This is a genomic window from Nonomuraea sp. SBT364 (assembly GCF_001083785.1).
GTDB lineage: Bacteria > Actinomycetota > Actinomycetes > Streptosporangiales > Streptosporangiaceae > Nonomuraea.
Map to the genome: position 1 here is coordinate 19,646 of NZ_LAVL01000058.1, position 22,235 is coordinate 41,880.

Annotated in this window: 24 protein-coding genes; 15 read left to right on the forward strand and 9 right to left on the reverse strand. The window is 71.7% G+C overall.

What is annotated here, in order from left to right; translation table 11 throughout:
- Positions 1-52: 52 nt before the first annotated feature.
- Positions 53-679: a hypothetical protein gene (locus ADY59_RS24535; protein WP_053175100.1), complete on the reverse strand. Its 627-nt coding sequence runs from the start codon at positions 677-679 to the stop codon at positions 53-55.
- 153 nt (positions 680-832) lie between these two features.
- Between ADY59_RS24535 and ADY59_RS24540 the strand changes: the two genes are divergently transcribed.
- The 3 genes from ADY59_RS24540 (at position 833) to ADY59_RS24550 (ending at position 3,624) form a co-directional block, all read left to right on the forward strand.
- Positions 833-1,387: a hypothetical protein gene (locus tag ADY59_RS24540; protein WP_049566097.1), complete on the forward strand. Its 555-nt coding sequence runs from the start codon at positions 833-835 to the stop codon at positions 1,385-1,387.
- 43 nt (positions 1,388-1,430) lie between these two features.
- Positions 1,431-2,081 (forward strand): HNH endonuclease family protein, encoded by a 651-nt coding sequence (locus ADY59_RS24545; RefSeq protein WP_063780764.1) that lies wholly within the window; start codon positions 1,431-1,433, stop codon positions 2,079-2,081.
- Between the two features lie 61 nt (positions 2,082-2,142).
- Complete coding sequence (locus tag ADY59_RS24550; protein WP_049566102.1) at positions 2,143-3,624, forward strand: AAA family ATPase; 1,482 nt, start codon at positions 2,143-2,145, stop codon at positions 3,622-3,624.
- Positions 3,625-3,849: 225 nt separating this feature from the next.
- Here ADY59_RS24550 and ADY59_RS24555 read toward each other — a convergent pair whose 3' ends face one another.
- A complete protein-coding gene (locus ADY59_RS24555) occupies positions 3,850-4,515 on the reverse strand; it encodes a FadR/GntR family transcriptional regulator (protein WP_231618860.1) in 666 nt (221 codons plus the stop codon).
- A 66-nt stretch (positions 4,516-4,581) separates the two neighbouring features.
- Here ADY59_RS24555 and ADY59_RS24560 point away from each other — a divergent pair, with 66 nt between their 5' ends.
- From ADY59_RS24560 to ADY59_RS24575, 5 genes are all read left to right on the forward strand, one after another.
- Positions 4,582-5,442, forward strand: a complete 861-nt coding sequence (locus ADY59_RS24560) for a dioxygenase family protein (RefSeq protein WP_049566108.1) — start codon at positions 4,582-4,584, stop codon at positions 5,440-5,442.
- Positions 5,439-6,269 carry a fumarylacetoacetate hydrolase family protein gene (locus ADY59_RS24565; protein ID WP_053175106.1) on the forward strand — a complete coding sequence of 277 codons (831 nt, stop codon included), beginning with the start codon at positions 5,439-5,441 and terminating at the stop codon, positions 6,267-6,269. The genes ADY59_RS24560 and ADY59_RS24565 overlap by 4 nt, the downstream gene beginning before the upstream one ends.
- The gene (locus ADY59_RS24570) at positions 6,266-7,858 is read left to right on the forward strand and encodes an FAD-dependent monooxygenase (RefSeq protein ID WP_049566111.1); all 1,593 of its coding nucleotides are present in this window, start codon (positions 6,266-6,268) and stop codon (positions 7,856-7,858) included. The genes ADY59_RS24565 and ADY59_RS24570 overlap by 4 nt, the downstream gene beginning before the upstream one ends.
- Positions 7,859-7,941: 83 nt before the next feature.
- Positions 7,942-8,100, forward strand: a complete 159-nt coding sequence (locus ADY59_RS50255) for a hypothetical protein (RefSeq protein ID WP_156325707.1) — start codon at positions 7,942-7,944, stop codon at positions 8,098-8,100.
- A gap of 111 nt (positions 8,101-8,211) precedes the next feature.
- The gene (locus tag ADY59_RS24575; protein WP_049566116.1) at positions 8,212-9,027 is read left to right on the forward strand and encodes a hypothetical protein; all 816 of its coding nucleotides are present in this window, start codon (positions 8,212-8,214) and stop codon (positions 9,025-9,027) included.
- On the opposite strand, the gene ADY59_RS24580 is transcribed toward ADY59_RS24575, so the two are convergent.
- The 5 genes from ADY59_RS24580 to ADY59_RS24600 form a co-directional block, all read right to left on the reverse strand.
- Positions 9,017-9,736: a hypothetical protein gene (locus tag ADY59_RS24580; RefSeq protein ID WP_049566118.1), complete on the reverse strand. Its 720-nt coding sequence runs from the start codon at positions 9,734-9,736 to the stop codon at positions 9,017-9,019. The genes ADY59_RS24575 and ADY59_RS24580 overlap by 11 nt on opposite strands.
- A 60-nt stretch (positions 9,737-9,796) precedes the next feature.
- Positions 9,797-10,633, reverse strand: coding sequence for an LLM class flavin-dependent oxidoreductase (locus ADY59_RS24585; RefSeq protein WP_269433636.1), 837 nt, complete (start codon positions 10,631-10,633; stop codon positions 9,797-9,799).
- Positions 10,630-11,460, reverse strand: coding sequence for a GNAT family N-acetyltransferase (locus ADY59_RS24590; RefSeq protein ID WP_049566121.1), 831 nt, complete (start codon positions 11,458-11,460; stop codon positions 10,630-10,632). The genes ADY59_RS24585 and ADY59_RS24590 overlap by 4 nt, the downstream gene beginning before the upstream one ends.
- 62 nt (positions 11,461-11,522) lie before the next feature.
- Positions 11,523-11,870 carry an STAS domain-containing protein gene (locus ADY59_RS24595; RefSeq protein WP_049566124.1) on the reverse strand — a complete coding sequence of 116 codons (348 nt, stop codon included), beginning with the start codon at positions 11,868-11,870 and terminating at the stop codon, positions 11,523-11,525.
- 34 nt (positions 11,871-11,904) lie between these two features.
- Complete coding sequence (locus tag ADY59_RS24600; RefSeq protein WP_049566126.1) at positions 11,905-13,350, reverse strand: LCP family protein; 1,446 nt, start codon at positions 13,348-13,350, stop codon at positions 11,905-11,907.
- A gap of 82 nt (positions 13,351-13,432) precedes the next feature.
- Between ADY59_RS24600 and ADY59_RS24605 the strand changes: the two genes are divergently transcribed.
- Positions 13,433-14,449 carry a glycosyltransferase family 2 protein gene (locus tag ADY59_RS24605; RefSeq protein WP_156325708.1) on the forward strand — a complete coding sequence of 339 codons (1,017 nt, stop codon included), beginning with the start codon at positions 13,433-13,435 and terminating at the stop codon, positions 14,447-14,449.
- Positions 14,450-14,484: 35 nt separating this feature from the next.
- On the opposite strand, the gene ADY59_RS48940 is transcribed toward ADY59_RS24605, so the two are convergent.
- Positions 14,485-15,663: a bifunctional cytidylyltransferase/SDR family oxidoreductase gene (locus tag ADY59_RS48940; RefSeq protein ID WP_049566161.1), complete on the reverse strand. Its 1,179-nt coding sequence runs from the start codon at positions 15,661-15,663 to the stop codon at positions 14,485-14,487.
- Positions 15,664-15,778: 115 nt separating this feature from the next.
- On the opposite strand from ADY59_RS48940, the gene ADY59_RS53435 reads away from it, so the two are divergent.
- The 6 genes from ADY59_RS53435 (at position 15,779) to ADY59_RS24640 (ending at position 21,528) form a co-directional block, all read left to right on the forward strand.
- A complete protein-coding gene (locus ADY59_RS53435; RefSeq protein WP_269433637.1) occupies positions 15,779-17,212 on the forward strand; it encodes a CDP-alcohol phosphatidyltransferase family protein in 1,434 nt (477 codons plus the stop codon).
- Positions 17,213-17,223: 11 nt separating this feature from the next.
- Positions 17,224-17,832, forward strand: a complete 609-nt coding sequence (locus ADY59_RS53440; RefSeq protein ID WP_269433638.1) for a DUF5941 domain-containing protein — start codon at positions 17,224-17,226, stop codon at positions 17,830-17,832.
- Between the two features lie 76 nt (positions 17,833-17,908).
- Positions 17,909-18,643 carry a phosphocholine cytidylyltransferase family protein gene (locus ADY59_RS24625; RefSeq protein ID WP_049566134.1) on the forward strand — a complete coding sequence of 245 codons (735 nt, stop codon included), beginning with the start codon at positions 17,909-17,911 and terminating at the stop codon, positions 18,641-18,643.
- 27 nt (positions 18,644-18,670) lie between these two features.
- Positions 18,671-19,711 (forward strand): iron-containing alcohol dehydrogenase family protein, encoded by a 1,041-nt coding sequence (locus ADY59_RS24630; RefSeq protein WP_049566162.1) that lies wholly within the window; start codon positions 18,671-18,673, stop codon positions 19,709-19,711.
- Entirely contained in the window at positions 19,689-20,456 is a 768-nt protein-coding gene (locus tag ADY59_RS24635) for a CDP-alcohol phosphatidyltransferase family protein (RefSeq protein ID WP_049566137.1), read from the forward strand. The genes ADY59_RS24630 and ADY59_RS24635 overlap by 23 nt, the downstream gene beginning before the upstream one ends.
- Positions 20,457-20,643: 187 nt before the next feature.
- The gene (locus tag ADY59_RS24640) at positions 20,644-21,528 is read left to right on the forward strand and encodes a glycosyltransferase family 2 protein (RefSeq protein ID WP_049566140.1); all 885 of its coding nucleotides are present in this window, start codon (positions 20,644-20,646) and stop codon (positions 21,526-21,528) included.
- Between the two features lie 6 nt (positions 21,529-21,534).
- Here ADY59_RS24640 and ADY59_RS24645 read toward each other — a convergent pair whose 3' ends face one another.
- Entirely contained in the window at positions 21,535-22,221 is a 687-nt protein-coding gene (locus ADY59_RS24645; RefSeq protein ID WP_049566142.1) for an acetoacetate decarboxylase family protein, read from the reverse strand.
- Between the last annotated feature and the right edge of the window lie 14 nt (positions 22,222-22,235).

Sequence of the window (22,235 nt, forward strand, 5' to 3'; positions counted from 1 at the left end):
TGGCCGCGCGTTCTGCGCATAACCCGGACGGCGCTGTCCCCCGACCAAGGGATCACGGCGCGGGCAGGGGCCGCCTCATGCCGATGAAGCGGATGACCAGGAAGCCGATGCAGGCGGCGGCCACCGTCCACACGAGGACCTGGCCGACGGTCGCGATCACCTCGTTCCTGCCCGGCGGAAGCACGGCCATCTGGACCGAGGCGCCGACCGGGACGGTGAGCCGGGCGAGCAGCCCGATCACCCCGGAGCGCCCGACGCAGGCGCCGATCGCGCCCAGCGGCGCGCCGAGGACGACGGCGGCGACCCACCACACCACGGACTCGGACAGATACCAGGTGGCCGGCGGCTCACCTCTGACGACGGTGTCCATGACGCTGTAGGCCGCCGTGGCCGCGAGGAGCGTCAGCGCGCCGCCGGTGAGAGCCGACGGCAGGCTCCCCGTCGTACGGGTGACCAGCCATCCCACGGCCACCGCCCAGCCCGCCCAGGCCCAGCCGGAGTCCAGCAGGACGGTCACGATCTCCAGGGGCGACACCCCGCTGACGGTGGCGGCCCGGCTGTCAAGATCGGCGAAGTGGTGCGAGACGGCGTTGACCAGCGAGGTCGCCGCGCCGAACGCGGCCCCGAGCAGCACGGCGATCCACGCGGCCCTCAAGAGGCGGGGGAGCTCATCGGCCATGCACGCCTTCATACCGCACCCGCATGACAGATGTCACAAGCGCGGGTGACATCCCCACGTCTCGACCTGCGGTTCCGGCACTACTCGCGGCCTCGCGGCTCCTTCAGAGTGGTGCCCATGGATACCCCCACTCCGTACCGAAGGAGATCTCCCATGAACAGCCGGACCTGGCTCACCTGGTTGACGGGCCGCTGGCCGACCGCGCTGGCCCTGGCGGCGACCGGCCTGACGTTCGGCGGCGCGGGGTCCGCCGAGGGCGTCGCCGGCCTTGCCCAGGCCCTGCCCCTGCTGCCGCTGCTGTATCTGGTGATGGCCAAGCTGCGGCGGCGGGCGGCGACCTGGCCGGGGGTCGGCATCGGGCTCGCCGTCGTCGTCGGGCTGCGGATGCTGGACGTGGTCCAGCCCGCCACCGTACTCACCGCGATCGCGCTGGTCGTCCTGGTCTGGGCCGGCGTCGACGGGCAGCTCCGCCGGGACGGCACTTTCCGGGTCCAGGCGCTGGGCATGCTGCTGTTCGGCGGGCTCGCCCTGGCCGGGCTGGCCGTCGATCCGGAGCTGGCCCGATACCTGGTGGCCGCGGGCTGGTTCTTCCACGGGGTCTGGGACTTCGTGCACCTGAAGCTGGACAAGGTCGTGGCGCGCTCGTTCGCCGAGTGGTGCGGCGTCGTGGACATCATGATCGCGGCCCAACTCGTTCTCATGTTGTAGCCTGGCCGGAATATCGCAGCGGTGAACGGGGATGCCACGGGGCATGGGTCAGACTTTGATCTTCCTGAGGCGGGCTGCCTGCGTCGCCGTACTCACCCTCCTGGTCATCCCGATCTTGGCCGCGCTGCCGGCCTCGGCCGAACCCCGCAAGCGATCACACGCCGAGGCCTCGGCCCGGCGCATGCTGACCCAGCTCAAGGTCGCCCGGCCGTTATCCGGCCGCGGCTACAGCCGCAAGCGGTTCCAGCCCCTGTGGGCGCGGCACAAGGGCGCGTGCAGCGTACGGGAGACGGTCCTGGCCCGCGACGGGCGCAACGTCCGCCGGAACGCGGCCTGCCACCCGGTCAAGGGCCGCTGGTACAGCCCGTACGACGGCAAGTGGCTCAAGAGCGAGAAGTACGTGGACGTCGACCACGTGGTGCCGCTCTCCTACGCCTGGCGCTCGGGCGCCAAGCGGTGGAGCCAGGCCAAGAGGCGCGCCTTCGCCAACGACCTCACCCGCCCCGAACTGCTCACGGTCAGCCACTCGGCCAACATCGCCAAGGGCGGCCAGGGGCCGCAGAGCTGGCGTCCGCAGCGCCGCGCGTACTGGTGCCGCTACGCGACCTCGTGGATCACCGTCAAGCGCCACTACCGGCTGTTCGTGACCCGCAACGAGCGGGCGGCATTGCTCAACATGCTCCGCACCTGCTGAAGACAGCTCACAGAAGTATACTTCTGGGAAACGTACTTCTGTATGGTGGGCGGGGGCGGAGATGCTGGCGAAGCCTGATCATGTCTTCGGCAGGAGCCGTGAGTGGCAAGGGCTGGTCAGGTTCGTTTCCGCCGGTGGCGGCCCCGTCGCGCATGGCGGGGCGGCGCTCGGCGTGGTCTCGGGTCGCCGGAGACAGGGAAAGAGCTTCCTGCTGCAGGCGCTGGCCGAGGAGACGAACGGGCTGTACTTCGCGGCGACCGAGGCGACCGAGGCCGAATCTCTCCGGTTGTTTGCCGATGCCATGACCCGATACACCCGCCACGTACCGGAGTTTCCCTTCCGCGACTGGAACGACGCGATCGCGCACCTGTTCCGGTCCATCCGTGATCGCCAGGTGCCGGTCATCATCGACGAGTTCCCGTTCCTGACCAGGACGTCTCTTGCGCTGCCCTCCATCATTCAGCGCGAGCTCGGGCCCGGAGGCAGCGGAAGAAAGAGCGTCGCGCGACTGGTGCTGTGCGGCTCGGCCATGACCGTCATGGGAAACCTGCTGGCCGGCCAGGCGCCTCTGCGGGGCAGAGCCGGGCTCGAACTCGTGGTTCAGCCGTTCCGCTACCGTGAGGCGGCGACGTTCTGGGGCATCGCCGATCCACGGCTGGCCGTGCTCGTGAATGCGGTGGTCGGCGGGACGCCGGCCTATCGTCACGAGTTCACCCAGGGCGACGTACCGGTCGATGTGGCCGACTTCGACTCCTGGATCTGCCGGACCGTGCTCAACCCGCAGACGCCGCTCTTTCGTGAGGCGCGTTACCTATTGGCAGAAGAGTCCGAGATCCGGGATCCCGCCATTTATCACTCAGTACTGGCGGCTATCGCCAGCGGGAACACCACGAATGGCGGCATCGCCAACTATGTCGGCCGAAAATCCGATCAGATCACTCATCCCCTCAACGTTCTGGAGGATTGCGCGCTGATTGTTCGCGAACCGGACCTGTTCCGTTCGGGGCGCGCCCGCTATCGCATCGTCGAGCCTCTGATCACCTTCTATGAGGCGATCATGCGTCGCCGCTGGCCGGAGCTGGAGATCCATCGTGCGGAAAGCGTGTGGGGATCGCTCCGGCACACCTTCCTCGCACAAGTGGTGGGTCCGCACTTCGAAGCGGTGTGCCGGGACTTCGCCCTCCACGCGGAAGAGGGAGTCTACGGCGACTTCCCTGCCGAGGTCGGCTCCGGTGTCGTGGCCGATCCGGCCAATCGGACGCAGATCGAGATCGACGTGGCAGTACTCGCCGCCCAGGAGTCCGGCCGTCCCAAGCGGATCCTGTCGCTCGGCGAAGCCAAATGGGGCGAGACAATGAGTCACCACCACCTTTCCCGCCTGGGCAGGGCCCGGGACCTGCTTCAAGCGAAGGGCTACGACACCAGTGAGACAGTTCTGGCCTGCTATGGGGGAGCCGGTTTCACCGAGGAGTTGCGTGTCGCGGCCCAGGGCGATCCGGGCATCCTCCTCGTGGACCTGGACAGGCTCTACGAGCCCGGATGACCCGGCCCGCAGGAACGGCAGCACCCGGGCAGCACCTCGGCGGAGCGGTCCCACGAACCCCCGAGCGGACGATCTCCCTGCGTGGATGCTCTCGGGACGTCCGCCGGTGTTCGGCTCGGGCAGTAAGGGCTCGATCGGCTCCCCACTGGGCGTTGGTCGTCACACCGCCACACCGAACGTGAATGATCTTCTCAAACGCACTACGTGTGAAAGGCCCGCCCGCAGCTAGGGGCCGCGGTGGCGGGTGACGGCGGCGGCGGTGCGCTCGACGTCCCCGGCGGCGATCGCCTCGACCAGCTCGGCGTGGATCTCGACCCGTTCGTCCAGATAGCCGGCCGGGTGGGCGGACCCGGCGCCGGTGGACAGGTCGGCGATGCACCGGGTCATGCTCTGGTAGACGGCCTTGGCCAGCGGGTTCGGCGTGATTTCGGCGATGCGTTCGTGCAGCTCCCAGTTGGCCCGCAGGAAGCGTCCGGCGTCGCCCGACGCCTTCCTCAGCCGTGTCACCAGCCGGCGCAGCGCCGCCACGTCCCCGGTCGTGCGATGCCGCGCGGCGTCGGCGGCGATCAGCGGCTCCAGCGATTCGCGTACGGCGATCGCGTCGGCGACCGTGGTGGGCTGGCGGCGGACGGTGAGCAGGGTGTGCCGGAGCCGGACGACGGGGTTGGGGTCGGCGACGAACAGGCCGCCGCCCCGCCCGGGGCGGATCTGCACGGTGCCGCGGTCGCTGAGGAGGCGCGCGGCCTCGCTGATCGTGGCGCGGCCGAACCCGGAACGGTCGCGGAACTCCTCCATGGTGCCGATCGGATCGCCGGGCCCGAGGCCCCGTTCGGTGATCATGGCTTCGATGTCGGCGGCGAGTGCCTCGGCCCGCGTCAGTGGGGAAACCACCGGACAAAAGTAGCAGATCACGCTACGCTCCTGCGTTGACAAACCTTCGAAAGGTACGGGTGTTTTATGTCGAGCGATCCGTTACTCCGGCAGGTGCTGAGCGGCGTCGACGGGTCCGATGAGAGGCTGAACGAGATCGTCTCGTCGCTGATCACCCACCTGCACGCCTTCGTCTCCGAAGTGCGCCCCACCGAGCGGGAATGGCTCGCCGGGCTGGACTTCCTGACCGAGACCGGGCAGCGGTGGTGCGGGCCGCATCGCAACGAGTTCATCCTGCTGTCGGACATGCTGGGCCTGACCACCGCCGTCGACGACGTCAACCATGTCGGCGCGGCGGGCATGACGCCCTCGTCGGTCCAGGGGCCGTTCCACTCGCCGGCGCCGGTCCGGGAGCTCGGCGACTGGATCGCTACCGGCCCCGAGCGGGAGCGCGGCACCCCGGCGGTGGTGCACGGCCGGGTGCTCGGCACCGACGGCACGCCCGTGCCGGGCGCGCTCGTCGACGTGTGGCAGGCCGACGACACCGGCCTGTACGACAGCCAGGACGAGCAGCAGGACCTGGGCAACCTGCGGGCCCTGCTGACCACCGGGCACGACGGCGGCTACTGGTTCCGCACCATCCGGCCCAGCAGCTACCCGGTGCCCGTCGACGGCACCGCCGGCCGGCTGCTCAAGGCGATCGGACGGCACCCGATGCGCCCCGCGCACGTGCACGTCCAGGTGTCGGCGCCCGGCTACCGGCCGCTGACCACGCACGTGTTCCTCGCGGGGGACCCCTACCTCGGCTCCGACGCCGCCTACGCGGTCAAGCCGGAGCTGGTCCGCGAGCCCGTGCGCAGGGAGGCTCCGGACGAGCGGTGGGGGATGGAGACGCCGTTCGAGGAGCTGGAGTTCGATCTGCGGCTGGTCCGCGAGGAGGAGCGGTGAAGCTCGCCGGAATGGTCCTGGACGGGCAGGCGTGGGTCGCCAGGCTCGACGGCGACGAGGTGCGGCCGATCGCGGAGGTCGGCGCGTTCTGGGCGGACCCCGCGCGCTCCCTCGACGCCGGGCCCGGCGCTCCCGTGCCGGTTGATGCGGTGGAGTTCGTCCCGCCGGTGCCGCCGGCCGCCCGGGTGATCTGCGTCGGGCTGAACTACCGGGCCCACGCCGCCGAGGGCGCGTTCGCCGTACCGGATCATCCGACGCTGTTCGGGCGGTGGACGGCGTCACTGAGCGTCGGCGGGGTGCCCGCGCCGGTGCCCGCCGACGAGGCCGGACTCGACTGGGAAGGCGAGATCGCCGCGTACGTCGGCGCGCCGCTGCGCGAGGTCTCCGCCGACGCCGCGCGGGCCGCCGTACTCGGCTATTCGACGTTCAACGACCTGACCGCCCGCCGCGCCCAGAAGCTGACCACGCAGTGGACGCTCGGCAAGAACGGCGACCGCACCGGCCCGCTCGGCCCGCTCGTCACCGCCGACGAGGTCGGCGACCTGCGTGACGGGCTGCGGCTGCGCACCCGCGTCAACGGCACGCTGGTGCAGGACGGCAACACCAAGGACATGATCTTCGAGGTGGGCGAGGTGCTGTCGCTGATCAGCCGCACCCTCACCCTCCGCCCCGGCGACGTGCTCGCGACCGGCACCCCCGAGGGCGTCGGTTACGTACGCACGCCGCCCTGGCTGCTCGGACCCGGCGACGTCGTCGAGGTCGACGTCGAGCGCCTGGGCGTCCTGCGCACCCCCATCGTCGGCCCCCCAGCGAAGGAAACCCCGTGACGGACACCGAAGTCGTCATCGCCGGCGGCGGGCTCGTCGGCCTGACCCTCGCCCACGAGCTCGGCTCGCGCGGCATCGACTGCGTGCTCGTGGAGCCGCGTACGGAGGCCGGGGACGGGTCACCGCGCTGCAAGCAGATCAACCCGAGGTCGATGGAGATCTTCCGCAGGCTCGGCGTCGCCCAGGACATCCGCGACAACGCGCGGCTGCCGTTCGGCTGGTCGGACTCGGCGGTGTTCTGCGCCAGCCTGACCGGGCACCGCATCGAACGCTTCGACGGCATCTTCGGCCTGACCGACGTGCGGCGCGACGAACTGGCCGAGCCCGCCCAGTGGTGCGGCCAGAACCGGGTGGAGGAGGCGCTGCGCGGCTGCCTGGACCGCCGCCCCACGGTGTCGGCCCGCTGGGGACGGCGCTTGCTGGGCGTCGAGCAGGACGGCGACGGCGACGGCGAGCAGACCGTCGACCAGCAGGGGCGGCGCGAGCCGATCCGGGCCCGCTACCTGGTCGGCGCCGACGGCGGGCGCGGCGTGGTCCGCGGCGAGCTGGGCATCCGGCTCTCCGGCGAGACCCACGCCGCCCGCAACGTGCAGGTGGTCTTCCACGCGCCGGGCCTGTCCGAGGCGCACCCGCACGGCCGCGCCGTCCAGTACTGGGTCGTCAACCCCGAGGTCAACGGCCTGATGGGCCCGCTCGACACCGAAGGCACCTGGTGGGCGATCATCATCGGCGCCCCCGAGGACCCCGGCGCCGCATGGGTGGAACGGGCGCTGCACACCATGATCGGCCGCAACCATCCGGTGGACGTGCGCCTCCTGGACCCCTGGACGGCCCGCATGCTGGTGGCCGACCGCTACCGGGAGGGCCGCTGCTTCCTGGCCGGCGACGCCGCCCACCTGAACCCGCCGTGGGGCGGCTTCGGCGCCAACACCGGCATCGGCGACGCCGTCGACCTCGGCTGGAAGCTCGCCGCGGAGCTGCGCGGCTGGGCCGGCGACGGGCTGCTCGACAGCTACGAGGCCGAGCGGCGCCCGATGGCCCGGCGCACCATCGCCGAGGCGGCCGCGAACATGCGCGTCCTCACCGGCGAGCTGGCCCGCCCCGGCCTCGGCGACGACACCGACGAGGGCGTCCAGGCCCGGCTCAAGGCCGCCGACCTCATCAGGCAGACCAAGTCCAACGAGACGTACACGCTCGGCTTCGTGCTCGGCGCCAGGTACGAGGACTCGCCGCTGATCGCCGCCGACGACGGCCCCGCCCCCGTGTCGCGGACCTCCGTCTACCGCCCCTCCGGCGCGCCCGGCTCCCGCCTGCCGCACTTCTGGCCGGCCCGTGACCGTTCGCTCTACGACGCCCTGGGGCCCGGCTTCACCCTCCTGGAGATCGCCACCGACCCCGCCGACGCCACCTGGGAGGCGGCCGCCGCCGCCCGCGGCATCCCGTTCACCCGCTGCCACCTGCACCGCCCCGACCTTCAGGAGCTGTACGGCGCCCGCTACGTCCTGGTCCGGCCGGATCAGCACATCGCCTGGCGCGGCGACACCCACCCCGACCCAGGCGCCCTCCTGGACCACGCCCGGGGCGCATGAGGGGATGGCCGTTCGGCCTCGGGACGTTAGATCGTCTTCGCTGAGGATAAAGGGAACGCGCGAATACCGGCATGGAGGTGTACATGAGGAGCAGAAGCAAGGCGGTGGCGGCCGCGGCTCTGGTCGCCGTCGTGGCCCTGACCGGCGCGTGCGGCGGCGGTGACGGCGACGGCGACGACGATCCGGACATCGTCAACACGCAGAATCCGGACGGCGAGGACCAGGACGGCGACGGCGACTAGAGCCTCATGACCGCAGGGTTCTCCGAAGCGGGGTTCGGGGCGTTTGGGGATGGCTGTTATGGTCGATCCCCATCCCCCATGAACGCGTAAAGAATCCTGCATTGGAGAGTCATGAGGACCGTAGGAAAGGCCGCCGTCGTGGTGTCCGCCCTGGCCACGGCGGTGGCGCTCGCGCCCGCGGCGCAGGCCGGGGCCGCCCCCGCGTTCGTCGCCTATCACGGGGTGACGTCGAGCCAGCAGACGGCCAACTTCGACAAGCTGCGTGCCCAGGGCTATCACCCGATCACGATGAACGTCTCCGAGGGCCCCCGTTACGCGGCCGTGTGGCAGAAGGGTTCGTCGCCGGGCTGGCTGATGTACCAGGGGATGTCCGGCAGCGGGTTGCAGTCGCGCTTCGACGCGGCGCTGAAGAAGGGCTACCAGCCGATCTCGATCTCCGGCACCGGGCCGGGGAGCGACGCGGTGTTCGCCGCCGTCTTCGAGAAGAAGAGCGGCAAGTTCTTCGCCAGGCACGGGCTGGACGACTCGCAGTTCGCCGCGGCCAACCGCAAGGCCGCCGCCGACGGCTACGTGCTGTCGTCCGTCGACGTCTACGGCACCGCGGGCGATCGCCGTTACGTGGCTGTGTGGACCCTCAACGACGGCGGAAGCTGGTACTTCAGCTACGGCAAGTCCGCTTCGGCGCACAAGGCCGAGTTCGCCAAGCGGGTCAAGGCCGGCTACCGGCCGACCACCGTGTCCGTGGGCCCCGACGGAACCTACGCCGCCGCGTGGCGCAAGGACGGGCTGAAGTCGTGGGCGCACTACATCGGGATGACCGGCTCCGGCTACCAGAAGCGGTTCGACCAGCTCAACGCCAAGGGCCTCTACCCTGCCCAGGTCAACGCCGAGAACGGCGTCTACACGGCCATCTGGGTCACGGACTGACCAGCCGCACGTCGCCGGTCGTGCTCCTGGCCACGATGGTGCGGGAGCCGCCGGTGTCCTTGAGCTGGGAGCGGACGCGGCCGTGGGTGCTGCGGGCGGTCACGGCGTAGTCGCCGCGCGGCACGGTCGCGGTCACCCGCCCGTCGCGTGAGCGGGCGTCCAGCCCGTCCGGCCGCACGGCGAACGACAGGCTGATCGGGCCCGTGGAGGTGCGCGCCCTGACGCTCGCCGAGCGGAGGCGCGAGCCGGCGATCAGGCTGTCGCCGGTCCGCAGCCGCAGCCGCCCGGAGGTGTCGTAGGCCCTGATCGGTCCCGAGGTGGACACGTCCACGTCCTGCGGCAGGTCCCGCAGGACGACGCCGTCGTCACCGCCGTCGACGACCAGCCGCACGCCCGGCGGCACCCGTACGTGATAGCGGGCGCCGCAGTCGCCGAAGACGACCGTGCAGTCGGCGCCGAGGCGCAGCCTGCCGTCCTGGAGGCTCCAGGAGTTGTCGTCGGCGGCCTTGCCGCGCAGCCACCGGTCCACCTGGATGCCGGGGCCGGTGGCGGGCATGATCCGCAGGCCGCCCAGCGCCGATTCGATGGTCAGCGTGGTCCCGGAGTAGGGGAAGGCCCGGGCGGAGTGGACCTCGTCCGCGTCCAGGTCCACGCCGCAGCCGGCCAGACCGGTGATCAGGAGCGCCGCCGCTGCCGTGATTCGCTTCATGGCTCGATCGTGGCGCGGATCCCCGGCCGGGAGATCGTCCGTTCGGCCGATGCCCTTCGGTCAAAGGGCCGAAAGCAGCCCGGTGACGTGGGGGAGCGGATCGGTGCCGATCGGGCGGACCGTCACCGTGCCCGCGCCGGCCGCCCACAGGTCCTTGACGTGGGCCGCGGCCTCCGCCGCCGAGCCGGTCGCCATCGCCACCTCGTCCGGCGCCACCCCCAGGAACGGGGCGAACTCCTCCCTGATCTCCCGGGTGCGGCTGTCATCGCCGATGCCGAGGTGGGTGAAGCAGACCAGTTCGTGGTCGCCGTCCGCGGCGATCAGCTTCAGGGCCTCGGCGACGCGGGCCGGGCCGAAGCCCTCGGGAAGGATGGTGCCCTGGGCCACGCGGCCCGACAGAGCCAGCGAGCGAGGCCGCAGGACGCCCGCGAGCACCGGTGGCGGCACCGGGGGCGGGTGGACGAGCGAGAGGCCGTCCAGGTGGACGGCGCGGCCGCGCAGGGTCACCGTCTCGCCGCGCAGCAGCGCGCGGACGGACGTGATCGTCTCCTCCAGCAGGGTCAGCGGTGACGGGACGGCGGCGCCGGCCTGGGCCATCCACGCGGGGACGCCGTGGCCGATCCCGGCGGCGAGACGGCCCGGGTGCAGCCTGGCGAGGTTGGCCAGCTCCATGGCCAGCAGCATCGGGTTGCGCAGCGGGGCCGGGGTGATGCCGAGGCCGACGCGCAGCCGCGAGGTGGCGGCCAGGGCCGTGGCCGCGGCGGAGATGCCGCCCGTCCAGCCAAGGTCCTCGACCACCCACAGGTCGTGGACGCCGGGCAGGGCGTCGAGCTCCCGCGCGACCGGCACCAGCCGCTCCGGCGGCAGGTCGCGGTCGAACATCACACCCAGCCTCACGGGGCCCTCCAGTAGTAGCGGTGCAGCCGGCCGACCTCGGCGTAACCGGCCCGGCGGAACGCGGCGGCCGTCGGGACGTTGGCGACGTCGGTGGCCGCCACGACGCGTTCGACGCCGGCCTCGGCCAGCGTGCGGGTGCCCCGGGCGAGCAGGTCGTCGACGTAGCCGCGGCCGCGGTGCTCGGGCACCACGCCGATGTAGGCGATGGAGTGGTCGTCCGGCGCCACCAGCCCCACGGGCGAGTCGCCCGCGTAGCCGACCACGAACCAGCCGGGCTTGGCCTTGCGGTTGAGCAGGTCGTCGTACATCCAGCGGGCCTCGTGCTCGGCGCCGGACGTGGCCACCTCGACCTGGGTGTCGTGATCGAGCGAGCCCTCGGAGATGCGGACGAGCACGTCCAGGACCTCGGCGGCGTCGAGGTCGCGCGCCGGGCGATAGGTAAGCCTGCCCGGGTCGTCCGGCAGGTCGCTGCCGGCCCGCCATTCGAGCAGCAGCCGCTCGACCTCCAGCGCGAACCCGGCCCCGAGCAGCGCCTCGTGCTCGACCGCCCGGTCGACCAGCGGGGTCAGGCCGGGCGGGAGCGAGATGTCGTGAATGATCTTGGTCAGCCCCATGGCCGCCAGCCCGTGCCTGAGCAGCCGCGCCGCGGCCGCCGGATCGGGGCCGGGCTCGAACTGCCAGGTGATCACCGGCTCGGCGCCGGGGAACGGCGCCCAGAACGCCAGCCGTGCGCGCCCGTCCACGAAACACCACTCCGGCCTGGTCCGGCCCTCCTCGGAAGCGGCGACGAGTTGGGAACGCGCGGGCTCGGGGAACTGATCGAACAACGTGCAAGCCTCCACACCGCGGGAACGATGCGGACATCGTCTCGCACCGGCGGACCCGATCGTCACGCGGCGGTGCTCAACGCCGCCTGTGCCTCTTCCCGGGACGGGCTCGTCTCGAAGTGCCGGTCCAGATTCGTGATCGTCAGCAGGTGGCTGATCATCCCGGGAGCCAGCACCAGGATCATCCGCCCCCGGGTGCGACGTACGTGGTTGTGCGTGGCCACCAGCACGCCCAGCCCGACGGAGTCGCAGAACGGGACCGACGTCAGGTCGATGACCAGCTTGACCGGGTCGGAGCCGGCCAGCGCCTGTTCGAGCTCCGCCCGCACGCGTGGAGCGCCGTAGACGTCTAGGTCACCGGCGATGTGCAGAACAGTGCAGGGTTCCTCCCGCCAACACCTGACCACCATGGGGCTAGCGTGCCCGAATTAGAGATGGTTATTACTATTTCTTGCATATGTTCTGCGTAGCGGTTTCGGTCACCGGCGTGGCGCTGGGTTTCGCCGACGGGGTGGACGTCGATTTCGGCTTGGCCACTTTCAGCTGATCGCTTCCGAGAATCACTTCGACGCCCTTGATGTCCACCTGACGGAGCTTCGCTCCGGGAATGGCCGCCGCCACCGTGCGCGCGGCGTCCTCCCGGTCCTTGCCGTAGCGCACGACGGTCTCCTTGTGGTCCTTGCGGGCCGTGTTGCCGGCCGCGTCGGGGACCTGGAAGCCGTACGCGATCAGCGCCGACCTGGTGCGCGCGCCGATGCCGGTGATGAGTGTGCCGTTGAGCACCTTGAGCGAGATCTGCTGCGGCGGGACCGTCGGCTTGGCGCCGGGCTTGGCCGTCGACGGCTTGGCCGACGGGGTGGGCTCGCCCGGGTCGCGGTCGGCCTCGATGCTCCGGAACAGGTCGCGGGCCGCCGCCTTGTCCCACAGCACCGCCGACTCACCGGTGGGCGTCTTGAAGTCGACGTCGGCCAGCGGCACGTCCACGAACTGGACGTTGTCCAGCTTGACGTCGCGGAGCTGGGTGGCCAGCCCGAGCAGGCCGTCGTCGGGGTCGACCTTGATGGTGCCGAGCGTGGTGTTGACGAACGTGGCGAGCTTGGCCGGGTTGGCCAGCGTGCCCGCGCTCAGCGCCCGGTCCAGCAGGGCGGAGATCACCTGCTGCTGGCGGTCGATGCGGTCGAGGTCGGAGCGGGCGGTGGCGCGGGTGCGGGCGTAGCCGAGCGCCTGCGTGCCCTTGAGCTCGTGGGTGCCGGCCGCCAGGTTGAGGCCGGTCTTCGGGTCGTTGATCGCCACCGGGGTGCACACGGTGACGCCCCCGAGCGAGTCGACCACGTCGACGAAGCCGAGGACGTTGACCTCGATGTAGCGGTGGATCTCCAGCCCGGTGGCCTGCCGGACGGTCTGCAGCGCGAGCTTCGGGCCGCCGAACTGGTAGGCCGAGTTGATCTTGTGCTCGCCCTGTCCCGGCACGGTCGTCCAGGTGTCGCGCGGCAGGCTCACCACAGTGATCTTGCTGTGGTCCTCCGACAGGTGGATGACCATCATCGTGTCGGTGCGCTGCCCGGACTCGCGGCCCAGCTTGAGCTCGTTCTGCTTCTTGCGCGTCAGGTCGTCGCGCTTGTCGACGCCGACCAGCAGGATGTTCTCGGCGCCGCGGGGCGCGGCCGGCGCGACGCCGGCGTCGACCGAGCCGATCGTGCGCGGGGTCGCCCACACCACCCCGGTGCCGACCAGCACACCCGTCGACAGCAGCCCGGCGATGATCGCGTTGCGCCGCCGCGCCCTGGCGCTCTTGCGTGGCCTGCGCGGACGGCCGGGGGCGAGCTTGACGCCACCGTAGGCGTCGCCGCCCACGTGCACACCGGCGTCCTCCTCGCTCGGGTCGCGCATTGCCGTCCCCCTCTGTGGCGCACGGAGGATCGGGCCATCGATTGCCCTCCTCCCCTGCTCGTACAGTAGCGTGAGCCCCGCCATGAAGCAGTTCCCCGACTCGCCGCACGCGCCAGCGGAGACGCGCGGCTGGCCGCCCATCTCCGTCGTCATGCCTGTCCTCAACGAGGAACGGCACCTACGCGAAGCCGTCGACCAGGTGCTCGCCCAGCACTATCCGGGTGAGATCGAGGTCGTCCTCGCCGTAGGCCCCTCCCACGACCGCACCCAGGAGGTCGCCGACGCCATCGCCGCGTCCGACCGACGGGTGACCGTCGTGCCCAACCCCACAGGTCGCACCCCCAACGCGCTCAACGCCGCCATCGGCGCGTCGCGCAACGGCATCATCGCCAGAGTCGACGGGCACGCCATGCTGCCGCCCGACTACCTGCGCGTGGCCGTCGAGACGCTGGCCGAGACCGGCGCCGACAACGTCGGCGGCGTCATGGCCGCCGAGGGCGTCACCCCGTTCGAGCAGGCGGTCGCCTGCGCCATGACCTCCAAGATCGGTGTCGGCGCCGCCGCCTTCCACGTGGGCGGCACGGCGGGCCCGGCCGACACCGTCTACCTGGGAGTCTTCCGGCGCACGGCGCTCGACCGGGTCGGCGGCTACGACGAGCACTTCCAGCGGGCCCAGGACTGGGAGATGAACCACCGCATCCGCCAGACCGGCGGGCTGGTGTGGTTCCAGCCGCGGATGCGCGTCTCCTACCGGCCGAGGCCCAACGTCAAGGCGCTGGCCAAGCAGTACTTCCATTACGGCAGGTGGCGGCGGGTCGTCGCGCGCACCCACGAGGGCACGATCAACCTGCGCTACCTGGCGCCGCCGGCCGCCGTGCTGGCGATGCTGCTCGGGCTCGTGGTCGCGCCGTTCTTCCCGCTCGGGCTCGTCATCCCGGGAGGTTACGCGGTGGCGATCGCGGCCGGGTCGGTGCTGACCGGAAGCGGGCTGCCGGCGGCGGCCAAGCTCAGGCTGCCGGTCGTCTACGCCGCCATGCACCTGTCGTGGGGCTGGGGCTTCCTCACCAGCCCGCGCAAACTGGCCCGGGCACCTCGCTGACCGTTCCCGCCCGCCCTCTCCGGGGGCGGGCGGGCCTACACCAGCGCGTCCAGCAGGGCCCGCTCGTCCTGGGCGCTCACGCAGCTGACCCGGACCCCCGCCCAGTCGGCGGCCAGCGACCTGGCCAGCTCGGTGGTGGCCGCGCGCACCGGGGCGTGCAGGGGCCCCGCACCCGGGGCGGTCCGCAGCACCAGGCGGCCGCCGCTCTCCCGCAGCGCCGGATAAGCGGCCCGCGCCACGTTCCACGGCCCCAGGTAGGCGGCGGCCTCGTCGCCGTCGCGCGCCGGCATGCCGAGGTGCACGACGGCGTCCACGGTGCCGACGTCGGCCAGCGCCTTGGCGACCGCCTCGGCGTCGGCGACCCGTACCTCCTCGCGCGCGAAGGCCCGCACCCGCGCGCCGTACTCGGCGGCCAGCGGCAGCCCGCCGCCGAAGACCACCACCGACAGCCCCACCAGCTCCTCGCGCCGGCCGGGCCCGGCCGCGGGCGCCCCGGCCGGGGACAGCAGCCGCTCGGCGATGGCCAGGTCGATCGGGTGGGTGACCTTCATGTTCCGCTCGCTGCCCGGCACCAGGAAGATCGGCACGTCCGGCAGGTAGCGCAGCACCACCCCGCAGTCGTCGGTCGCCGGCCGGTCGCCGAAGCCCGGATCGGCGAACGCCAGCTCGTACGCCTTCCTGATCACCGACAGCCGGAACCCCTGAGGCGTCTGCGCCCGCCGCAGCCGCGACCGGTCCAGCACGTCGCCCACGACCTCGCCGCCCGCGCCGGGCACGGTCACGAACACCGTGTCGGAGCTCGGGATGGCCACTTCCACGGCCTCGCGCGTCTCCAGCGCCCTGACACACTCGGTGATGATCCGGGGCTCCAGGAGCGGGCGTACGGCGTCGTGCAGGAGCACGTTGCACTCCTCGCTCCCCAGCGCCCGCAGCGCCCGCCAGGTGCTCTCGGTGCGGCTCGCCCCGCCGTCGACGATCCGGGTCACCTTGCCGAACCCGGCCCGCCGCACGAGCTCGCGCACCTGCCCGCCGAACCCGGGCGTCATCAGCACCACGACCTCGTCGACCTCGGGCGACCCGTCGAACACGGCGATCGTGTGCTCCAGGATCGTCCGCCCGGCGAGCTCGATGAGCTGCTTGGGCGTGTCGCGCCCGACCCGCTGTCCGACGCCGCCCGCCAGCACCACCGCGACAGTGCGCAGCCGAGAATTCATACTTCGAGGGTAACGGTCCTGTTCCGTGATATCGCGTTGCGCTGTCGCTACGCTGAGTCCACGCACTCCCTCTGAGAACGGGAGGACCTGCGCTTTGCCCGACTCACTGACCCGAGTGAGCACCACCACCTCCGTGGTGCTGCTCGCCACGACACCGGCGTGCAGGCTCTCCTGCGCCGCCGGCACGCTGCTCGACCGGCTGCACGACCAGCTCGCCACGCTTCCCGTGCGCGAGGTCCAGGTGGTCACCGCCGGCGGCGGGCTCGGCGCCGACCTGCGCGGCGTCGCCAAGATCGCCCGCGTCTCGTCCGGCGCCATCGCCGTGGTGCCCGCCGACCTGGTGGCCCACACCGAGTCGCTGGCCCTGCTGCTGGAGCATCCCGCGCACGACACGCGCGCGCTGGTCTCCCACGGCGCCGCCGGCGGCCCGATGCGGCCTCCCGTGCGGATGGACGGCGGCCGGATCGTGGCCGCCGGCAGCTCCTTCCACACGGTGCCCGAGGCGAACGCCACGTTCGCCGGCGTGCTCCAGGCCGGTGAGGCCGACCTGGCCACGCTCGCCGACCTGGCCGAGGAACTGGCCGAGCTGGCCGACGCCGGCCGGCTCGGCCCCGTCACCCCGGTGGAGGCGGTCGACCTGCTGCTGGTCGGGCTGGTCAGGTCGGGGGTCGCCGTACGCGCGGCCACGCTCGGCGAGCTGCACTGCAACCGGGTGACCGGCCAGGGGTCCGCCGACGCCGCGGTCAAGCGGCTGGCCGAGGTGGACGAGGCCAAGGTCCGGCTCGACACCTCGGTCAAGGCCGACGACGGCTTCTTCAGCACGTTCTTCGTCTCCTCGTGGACCCGTCACCTGATCAGGCCCGCGGCCGCCGCCAAGCTCACGCCCAACGCGGTCACCGGCATCTCGGTCGGGCTGGCGGTGCTGTCGGCGATCTGGTTCTCGGCGGGCACGACCGGCGGGCGGCTGGCCGGGGCGGTGCTGCTCTACCTGTCGTTCGCGCTCGACTGCCTCGACGGGCAGCTCGCCCGCTACACGCGCGGCTTCACGCCGCTCGGCGCGTGGGCCGACGGCATGGCCGACCGGCTCAAGGAGTACGTGGTCTACGTCGGCCTGGCCGTCGGCTACGTCGCCGCCCAGCCGTACCCGAGCGGCAACCCCGGCGGGATCTGGTTCCTCGCGGCGGGGGCGATGATCCTGCAGTCGGTACGGCACGCCATCCACTACTCCTACGCCGGGGCGGTGTCCGACGCCCGCCGGGTCGGCGCGCTGTGGGCCAGGCCGGTGCGCTCGCTGCTGGAGCCCGCCGACGCGGGCCGCCGCCGAGAGCCCCGCCAGGGCGTGCTCAAGATGGCCCAGCGGATGGAACGCGAGAGCGTCGTCCACTGGCTCAGGAAGATGTTCGTGCTGCCGATCGGCGAGCGGATGGCGCTGATCGCCGTCACCGCGGCGCTGTTCGACGCCCGGGTGACGTTCGTGGCGCTGCTCGGCTGGGGAGGCGCCGCGGCGCTCTACCAGCTGGCCGGCCGGATGGTGAGGTCGGCGGAATGATCGCGGTGCACATGACCCCGGTACCGGGCAGCAAGGTCGTCACCTATCGCGACGACGGGCCGCTCTCGCGCGGCATGGGCCTGCTCGTGGCCGGGCAGCTCCCGCCGCTGCCGCCGCTGATCGCCGGGGCGTTCGTCACCGGCGTGCTGCTGCTCATCGGCGTGGCCGCCTCCGACGGGCTGGCGGTGTTCGCGCCCGCCGTGACGCTGCTGCTGGCGGGACCGGGCAGCTCCCATCCGCACGACGGCCGGCTCGACTGGCTCGCGCCGCCCATCCTGCGGGCGATCGAGTACTCCTTCATCGCCGCCTGCGGGTTCACCCACGCGGTGCCCCCGGTGCTGATCTTCCTGCTGCTCGGCGCCATCGTCTTCCACCACTACGACCTGGTCTACCGGCTGCGGCAGCACGTCTACCCGCCGCCGTGGCTGTCGAGCCTGGGGCTGGGCTGGGAGGGCCGCTCGCTGCTGATCGGGCTGGCCGCGCTGGCCGGCTGGGTGCCCGGCGGATTCGCCCTGCTCGCGCTCTATCTGTGGGGGGCGTTCGGGTGGGAGAGTCTCACGTGCTGGCTGGCGGCGCCCCGTTCCGGGGTGGAAGCCGCCGATATGGGAACGCAAGACTAACGGCGGATTACCCGCACAGGGCCCAAAGCCAACTAACCTTTGGGCCTAGTAGTCATGCTCGACTGAGGAGTGCACGTTGCTGGGAATGGTGCTGGCCGCTGGAGCCGGACGTCGCCTGCGGCCGTACACCGACACGCTGCCGAAGGCGCTCGTGCCGGTCGACGGTGAGACCACGATCATGGACATCTCGCTGCGCAACCTCGCCGAGGTCGGGCTGCGCGAGGTCGTGGTCGTCATCGGTTACGCCGCGCAGGCCGTACACGATCGCAAGCGGGAGCTCGAGGAGCGCCACGGCGTCGAGCTCACCCTCGTGCACAACGACAAGGCCGAGGAGTGGAACAACGCCTACTCCCTGTGGTGCGCCCGCGATTACTTCAAGCAGGGCGCGCTGCTGGTCAACGGCGACACCGTGCACCCGGTGTCGGTCGAGAAGACGCTGCTGGCAGCGCCGGAGACCAGCGAGATCCTGCTGGCCGTCGACGACGTCAAGAAGCTCGCCGACGAGGAGATGAAGGTGACGCTCTCCCCGGAGGGCTCGCTGCGCCGCATCACCAAGCTGATGGACCCGGCCGACGCCTACGGCGAGTACATCGGCGCCACGCTCATCCGTCCCGGCGCCGCCGGCAAGCTGGCCGACGCCCTCAAGTCCACCTTCGAGCGCGACCCGCAGCTCTACTACGAGGACGGCTACCAGGAGATGGTCGAGCGGGGCGAGCACATCCACGTCGCCCCCATCGGCGAGGTCGACTGGGTCGAGGTGGACAACCACGACGACCTGGCCAAGGCCCGCTCCATCGCGACCCGCTACTGAGGGGGCCGGATGCCGCTTCTCGCGAGGATGCTGCCCGCGCCGCTGACCATGGACGTCCGGCGCGGCGCCGTGGCGCAGCTCGGCGCGCTGCTCGCCGACAGCCGGGTGGCCACCTCCGGCCGGGTCGCGGTGGCCGTCGGCCCCGGCCAGGGCGACCACATCGAGAGCCTGATCGCGCCGACGCTGGACGAGGCCGAGGTGTTCCGGGTCTCCGACGGCAGCGTGGACGCCGCCGTCTCGCTCGGCGCCGACCTGCGCAAGGGCGCCTACGAGGTGGTGGTGGGCGTCGGCGGCGGCAAGACCATCGACACGACCAAGTACGCCGCCTCGCTGGCCGGCATCCCGATGGTCGCGGTCGCCACCAACCTGTCCCACGACGGCATCTGCTCGCCGACCGCGTCGCTGCTGTACGAGGGCGGCAAGGGCACGTTCGGCGTGCCGATGCCGCTGGCGATCCTGGTCGACCTGGACTTCGTGCACAGCGCGCCGAAGTCGCTGGTGCGGGCGGGCGTGGGCGACGTGGTGAGCAACCTGTCGGCCATCGAGGACTGGCAGCTCGGCAACGTCGAGCGCGGCGAGCCCCTCGACGGGCTGGCGTGCTCGATGGCCCGCACCGCCGCCGAGGCCCTGATCGGCCGGACGGACTCCATCGAGTCGGACGCGTTCCTGACCGTTCTGGCCGAATCGCTAATTTTGTCAGGCATGTCGATGGTGGTAGCGGGCTCATCTCGGCCCGCGAGCGGTGGAGACCATGAAATCATGCATGCCGTGGACCAGCTCTTCCCCGGCACCTCCAACCACGGCGAGCTCGCCGGGATCGGCACCGCCTTCTGTTACTTCCTGAGGGAGGACGAGGCGCGGCTCCGGCAGGTAACCGACTGCCTGCGGCGGCACGAGCTGCCGGTCTCGCCCGGCGACATCGGGCTGAGCAACGAGCAGTTCGCCCAGGCCGTGGTGCTGGCCCCGGCCACCCGGCCCGGCCGCTACACGATCCTGGAGCACCTGCGTCTTCCCGAGTCCGAGATTCGCGATCGAGTGGAGGACTATGTCCGGGCCTTCGGTCGCTGAGCTGCGGCGGGTCGCTCAGCCCGCGGGCCATCTGGAGCGCCGTAACGGCGAGCACTGGGCCGGCGTGCTCTACATGCGCCGGCTGTCGATCTACGCCACCTGGGCGCTGAGCAAGACGCCGGTCACGCCCAACCAGCTCACCTGGGTGATGACGGTGGCCGGGGTGGTGGCCGGGGTGGTGCTGGCCCTGCCCGGCCTGTGGGCGGCCGTGCTCGCCGCCCTGCTCGTGCAGGTCTACCTGCTGCTCGACTGCTCCGACGGCGAGCTGGCCCGCTGGACCGGCAAGACCTCGCTGGCCGGCGTCTACCTCGACCGGGTCGGCGCCTACTTCACCGAGGCCGCGCTGCTGGCGGGGCTGGGCTGGCGGGCGTCGCAGGTGCTGCCCGACTGGTACACGGTGATGGGGTTCGCGGCCGCGCTGGGCGCGATCCTCATCAAGGCCGAGAGCGACCTGGTGGAGGTGGCGCGGGCCAAGGGCGGGCTGCCGGCCGCGAGCGACGCGTCCGGCACGCAGTTCCGCTCCGGGCTGCTGGGGCTGGGGCGGCGGATCCTGTCGGCGACGCAGTTCCACCGGATCGTGCAGCCGATCGAGCTGTCGCTGCTCGCGCTGGCCACCGCGGTCATCGACGTGGTGACCGGAGATCTGACCGCCACCCGGGTGCTCGTCGTGGCCTGCGTGGTCGCCGCCGCGCTCCAGACCGTGCTCCATCTGGTCAGCATCATGGCGTCGAGGCGGCTTGCGTGACCCCATCCCGGAACCGGCAGAGCTCCCCGTCCGTCGTATTGATCGGACGTCCGCGGTTCGGTGGGGGTTCACTATCGGTTCCGATACGCTTAGCTCCACCAATATCAGGAAATATGCAGACCAGCAGACTCGGTGATCATGAAAGAATGCTCCGCCCGTGCTCTCAACGCGTCAGGACGATGATTCGTTGAAGATCTCGTGCGTCATCCTCACCATGGGCAACCGGGTCGCGGAGCTGAACCGGGCGGTCGAGTCCGCGTTCAACCAGGTCGACGGCGACGTCGAAGTGGTGATCGTGGGCAACGGCGCCGACGTGCCCGACGTCTCGGCGACGCCACCCGTCGGCTCGTCCGCGACCGTGAAAACGATCCGGCTCGACCACAACACCGGAATTCCGGCAGGCCGCAACCGCGGCGTCGAGGAGTGCTCCGGTGATGTGGTGCTGTTCCTCGACGACGACGGCTGGTATGCGAGCCAGAAGGTCGTCTCGCACGTGCGCGACCGGTTCGCCACCGAGCCCGACCTGGCCGTGATCTCCTTCCGGGTGATGGACCCGGAGGGCGGCATCGGCCAGCGCCGCCACGTGCCGCGGCTGCGGGCCGGCGACCCCGAGCGGTCCTCGCCGGTCACCACGTTCCTGGGCGGCGCCTCGGCGATCAGACGCTCGGCCTTCCTCCAGGTGGGCGGGCTGCCCGAGCGGTTCTTCTACGCGCACGAGGAGACCGACCTGGCCTGGCGGCTGCTGGGCGAGGGCTACCGGATCGAGTACGACGCCGAGACGGTCATGTATCACCCGCAGGTGCCGCCGACGCGCCATGCCGACTTCTACCGGCTCAACGCGCGCAACCGGGTGTGGCTGGCCCGGCGCAACCTGCCGTGGCCGCTGGCGGTGCTCTACCTGCTCGACTGGATCGTGCTGACGCTGATCCGCGAGCGGCGCTCGGGCGTGGCGATCAAGGCCTGGTTCACCGGTTTCTTCGAGGGGCTGCGCACCTCGGCGGGCGAGCGCCGGCCGATGGCCTGGCGCACCGCCTGGCGCATGGTCAAGCTGGGCCGCCCGCCGATCGTCTGATGCCGGTCACGACACCACCTCGGCCTCGTCCAGGCTCACCGAGGCGTGCGCGACCGTCAGCGTCAGCAGCGGCCGCCTGGGCAGCCCCAGCTCGCTGAGCTCCTTGGCGATGGGATGGTTGCCGAGCCGGATGAGCGCCCCGCCCGGCCGGGCCCGGACGCCCCGCGCCCGGAACGTCCACGGGACCCGCCGGGTGACGCCGTCGCGGTGCGTGAAGGCGTCCAGCGTGTAGGCGGGGCCTGGCACCGGGACGCCCGGCCTGACGAGCAGGTCGAGCACCAGCCGGCCGTCCCTGCGCAGGATGCAGCGCTTGTAGGGGGAGCTCAGGCGCAGGTCGATGTCGGCCAGCTCCTTCGGGAAGCCCCACAGCGTGCGCCCGGCCTCCAGCGTGAAGCGCGCGTCGACCGGCAGCCAGTGCACGAACAGGCCGAGCTGCCCGCCCGGGTCCGGTCGCCGGATCAGGAACGCCATGCCGAACTCGTGGTAGGCGTCGAGATCCCCGTCACGGTAGTCGGCGAACAGCAGCACGCACACGGCCTTGCCGGGGAAGACCTCGGCCACCTCCAGCCCCGCGTACGCGATGACCGCCCGGGCCGCGTCGGCCCGCACGGCGTAGGCGGCGGCGCACACCGCCACGTCCCGCACCCGGACAGGCATGCCCACCGTCCGGCCCTGGATCAGATGCGATGCCATGTCCCCAGTCAATC

What these genes read in the sequence shown, in the direction of transcription:
- ADY59_RS24630 (WP_049566162.1), top strand. Translation starts at nt 18,671, where the DNA reads ATGCTGCCCGCGCCGCTGACCATGGACGTCCGGCGCGGCGCCGTGGCG.
- ADY59_RS24575 (WP_049566116.1), top strand. Translation starts at nt 8,212, where the DNA reads ATGAGGACCGTAGGAAAGGCCGCCGTCGTGGTGTCCGCCCTGGCCACG.
- ADY59_RS48940 (WP_049566161.1), bottom strand. Translation starts at nt 15,663, where the DNA reads ATGAATTCTCGGCTGCGCACTGTCGCGGTGGTGCTGGCGGGCGGCGTC.
- ADY59_RS24645 (WP_049566142.1), bottom strand. Translation starts at nt 22,221, where the DNA reads ATGGCATCGCATCTGATCCAGGGCCGGACGGTGGGCATGCCTGTCCGG.
- ADY59_RS24540 (WP_049566097.1), top strand. Translation starts at nt 833, where the DNA reads ATGAACAGCCGGACCTGGCTCACCTGGTTGACGGGCCGCTGGCCGACC.
- ADY59_RS24595 (WP_049566124.1), bottom strand. Translation starts at nt 11,870, where the DNA reads ATGGTGGTCAGGTGTTGGCGGGAGGAACCCTGCACTGTTCTGCACATC.
- ADY59_RS24635 (WP_049566137.1), top strand. Translation starts at nt 19,689, where the DNA reads ATGTCCGGGCCTTCGGTCGCTGAGCTGCGGCGGGTCGCTCAGCCCGCG.
- ADY59_RS50255 (WP_156325707.1), top strand. Translation starts at nt 7,942, where the DNA reads ATGAGGAGCAGAAGCAAGGCGGTGGCGGCCGCGGCTCTGGTCGCCGTC.
- ADY59_RS24560 (WP_049566108.1), top strand. Translation starts at nt 4,582, where the DNA reads ATGTCGAGCGATCCGTTACTCCGGCAGGTGCTGAGCGGCGTCGACGGG.
- ADY59_RS53440 (WP_269433638.1), top strand. Translation starts at nt 17,224, where the DNA reads ATGACCCCGGTACCGGGCAGCAAGGTCGTCACCTATCGCGACGACGGG.
- ADY59_RS24580 (WP_049566118.1), bottom strand. Translation starts at nt 9,736, where the DNA reads ATGAAGCGAATCACGGCAGCGGCGGCGCTCCTGATCACCGGTCTGGCC.
- ADY59_RS24600 (WP_049566126.1), bottom strand. Translation starts at nt 13,350, where the DNA reads ATGCGCGACCCGAGCGAGGAGGACGCCGGTGTGCACGTGGGCGGCGAC.
- ADY59_RS24545 (WP_063780764.1), top strand. Translation starts at nt 1,431, where the DNA reads ATGGGTCAGACTTTGATCTTCCTGAGGCGGGCTGCCTGCGTCGCCGTA.
- ADY59_RS24605 (WP_156325708.1), top strand. Translation starts at nt 13,433, where the DNA reads ATGAAGCAGTTCCCCGACTCGCCGCACGCGCCAGCGGAGACGCGCGGC.
- ADY59_RS24535 (WP_053175100.1), bottom strand. Translation starts at nt 679, where the DNA reads ATGGCCGATGAGCTCCCCCGCCTCTTGAGGGCCGCGTGGATCGCCGTG.
- ADY59_RS24550 (WP_049566102.1), top strand. Translation starts at nt 2,143, where the DNA reads ATGCTGGCGAAGCCTGATCATGTCTTCGGCAGGAGCCGTGAGTGGCAA.